Origin of the sequence: Okeania sp. SIO2F4 (genome assembly GCF_010672385.1) — a bacterium.
Classification (GTDB): Bacteria; Cyanobacteriota; Cyanobacteriia; order Cyanobacteriales; family Microcoleaceae; genus Trichodesmium.
The window spans coordinates 1-2,473 of sequence record NZ_JAAHGT010001187.1 but is presented as its reverse complement, the minus strand read 5'-3'; the positions used below and the strand labels follow the sequence as shown (position 1 = coordinate 2,473).

At 38.8% G+C, this 2,473-nt stretch carries 3 protein-coding genes; all 3 read right to left on the bottom strand.

Going from position 1 to position 2,473, the window contains the following annotated elements:
• The coding region (locus F6K22_RS38680) for a DUF3326 domain-containing protein (protein ID WP_293110228.1) at positions 1–489 on the bottom strand (489 nt) is incomplete at its 3' end.
• 750 nt (positions 490–1,239) lie between these two features.
• Positions 1,240–1,419: a hypothetical protein gene (locus tag F6K22_RS38675; RefSeq protein ID WP_293110226.1), complete on the bottom strand. Its 180-nt coding sequence runs from the start codon at positions 1,417–1,419 to the stop codon at positions 1,240–1,242.
• 377 nt (positions 1,420–1,796) lie between these two features.
• On the bottom strand, positions 1,797–2,117 hold the full coding sequence (locus F6K22_RS38670) for a 2Fe-2S iron-sulfur cluster-binding protein (RefSeq protein ID WP_293110224.1): 321 nt from the start codon (positions 2,115–2,117) through the stop codon (positions 1,797–1,799).
• Between the last annotated feature and the right edge of the window lie 356 nt (positions 2,118–2,473).

Sequence of the window (2,473 nt, the reverse complement as noted above, 5' to 3'; positions counted from 1 at the left end):
TTCTGCCTTTGCTTTGTGAATTAGAGTATGTGCTGCTCGTAGCAAGCTATCAGGATTAGCTATTGTGCCCCAAGATGCCCCAGACTCAGACTGTCTTAGTTCTACTCCTAATGGGGAGTCAGTCACAATGTAATCTGTTAGATTTAGACCTAAAGTTGCTCTCGTAGCATCGGCAGCTTGTAAATGGCGCAGTTGTAACTCTGGTTCAATGGCCTGGTCAAGGATTAAACCTACTCGGTTTTGATGTACTGGTTGTAATCCGTACCATCCTTGAGCAAATTTGTCAAGAGCATACCCTTCTACATACAGAGCATTGGATAATGACCAATAAAGTTGTGCCCCATTCAGTACATTGGGGTGAGTTATCAGAATATCGCAGGTTTGCGCGATCGCCCGTGCTACTGGTAAACCATCACCAGCATAACCGCCAATAGATGCACCGATACCAGTGGGAATAATTAAGACTACTGTATAAGGACGTGGTTTCATTTCAGTTATCAGTTATCAGTTATCAGTTATCAGTACCGATTTCTGAAGCAAATGGTTTTAAATACAGAATTTGATTTTTTTCATCTCCTGAATATAAAATCCGATTATACAGTTATCACATTTACTAATTCCTATCAAGACAGACCTTACTCGGTATACCCGTAAATAATTTCCTTACTTAAATCCTTCCTTATTTTCTTACTTTTGAATTCAAAGTCATTTCCATCTAAGTAGTAAGTTAGGTCGTTGCCAAACAATTTTGAGTCTCTAATTTTAGCAGCAAAACCTATTAGATAATACCAGATTATAGATAACAATTACCGAAATAATTAATAATTAAACAATTAAATAATTAGATAATTCGCGCCTTGAAGTCTCCCCTTTCAAGGGAAAAAAGCGGTTGAGGGATGGCGAGGTTTCCTCGCCATATCCAATCAACCAAGAGAAATAAATCTTTTCCTTATTGATCAATCCTCTCCCTTTTAGGGAGAAGTAATTATCAATTATCAATTATCCATTATCCATTATCCATTAATGAAAAACCCCATCCTTAAAAAAGCGGTCAGCGCTCAGGAGTCAGCAGTCAACTTTTAGAAGGGGTTGAAATCCCCTTCTAAACTTTCCGGTTTAGAGAAACCGGGGATTTAAACCTAAGTAGGGGCAAATGGTCATTCGCCCCTACAAGCTGATACCTAGTTAAGGGTGAGGTATTATCAAAAAAATCTCAACAAATAATTAGGAATTAGTTGTTCAATTTCTTTCCTCAACTACTACAGCTTCTACATGAGCTTTTTGTTTTTCTGTGTCTACTTTTGTCACTGCCCAACGTAGAGGACTTCCACGTTTTTCTAACTCTTTTTCAATTTCTTGATTGAGTTTTGCTGGTGATTCTTGCAGGTCAATTTCAGCGTTAATAAAATGAGTAGTCATTTCAGTTATCAGTTATCAGTTATCAGTTATCAGTAATGACCCCTGAAGTCAGAGGAAAATACTGAAGTTATTTTTTTATCCCCTTAAAAGGAGAGCCTTGAGACCTTATTTTTTGGTCATAGCAATTATATAATTAATTAGTTAATACTTGCTTATCTTTCGCTAAGAGCTATAAAATACATAGCTTACTTAACTGTTTAATCCAGAGAAAAGAAGAAAATTTTCAGGATAACAAGGATGCTGACTGGGGAATAATCAAGTATCAATATTAATAATTAATATTAATTATTTATTGATTGGCTTTCTGAGCTTTTCCCATTCGTACATCCGTGTTAAAAATATTTGTTCTACATTCCTTTTTCCTTCTGCAAAGTTATTTATGGAGAACCAAATTGACGCTTATAAACCTCATCTTCCTTTCCAGTTTCTATCTTTAAATTCGACCGAGGATAAGCAACACATAATAACACATAACCTTCATCTTGGAGTTCTGGACCAACTCCCATACCTTCACTTTGGTCTACAGTACCCTCTCCAATAATTTGAGCTGCACAAGTAGTACAAACACCAGCATTGCATGAGTTAGGCAACTCCAGTTTAGCCTCCTCAGCAACCTCTAGAATTTTCTTATCCTCCGGCACTTCTATAGTGTGAGTTTGTCCTTGGTGGTGGATTTCAACAGTATAAGTCTTAGACATATTGTAATTCGTAGATTGAATTCCTAATCGGAATTTCGACTCCTATTATTTATGAAGCATTATGTATGCTAACCCCTTTTTGACATCCTCCCGACGCTGCACTTGCGTGACAGCGCGGGATTCCTAACCATCGCGCTATTTGGGCTTTCTGCTGCCTCTTGCAGAGGAGCTGCGCTAACAATGCACCAGCCTCCAAGGCCCTCGCCTCTTTCCGGTCTTACGGCGCGCTCCTAAAGACTTGCCAGCGCCACCAAAGGGGGTCTCCCCATGAGCGACTGGCGCTGCCCCTCCAACCCAACAACCCTTAAATACTAAAACACACTATTTGAAAAACCGCAAGATTTATTGGGTTTCCC